Source organism: Saezia sanguinis (assembly GCF_003991585.1).
In the GTDB taxonomy this organism is placed as follows: Bacteria; Pseudomonadota; Gammaproteobacteria; order Burkholderiales; family Burkholderiaceae_C; genus Saezia; species Saezia sanguinis.
This window is the reverse complement of the sequence record NZ_PQSP01000123.1, coordinates 1-258: the sequence shown is the minus strand read 5'-3', so window position 1 is coordinate 258 and position 258 is coordinate 1. Positions and strand designations below refer to the sequence as shown.

1 protein-coding gene is annotated in these 258 nt (G+C 63.6%); it reads left to right on the top strand.

The window, feature by feature from the left end; genetic code table 11:
* Positions 1 to 258 (top strand): TetR/AcrR family transcriptional regulator C-terminal domain-containing protein (locus tag CUZ56_RS15210; RefSeq protein ID WP_204250960.1); only part of this gene is annotated, 258 nt, incomplete at both ends.

Genomic DNA, 258 nt, shown 5'->3' with positions numbered 1-258 from the left:
ACCCATACACGATGGACTGGCGCACGGCAGCGGAAACCATGGCCGTCGATATGTACAAGATGATGAACCGGCATCCCTGGCTGGTACAGGCACAGGCGTCGCATCTGCTGTACGGCGAGAACAAGTCCCGCCACGACGACCACGCCCTCGCCGTCTACGACCACGCGGGATTCGCCCCCGCAGAAGCAGACCGCGCCGTGGCCGCAGTCTTCATGTTCGTCCTCGGGAATGCCGTGGGCGCGGCAGCGAATATATCCC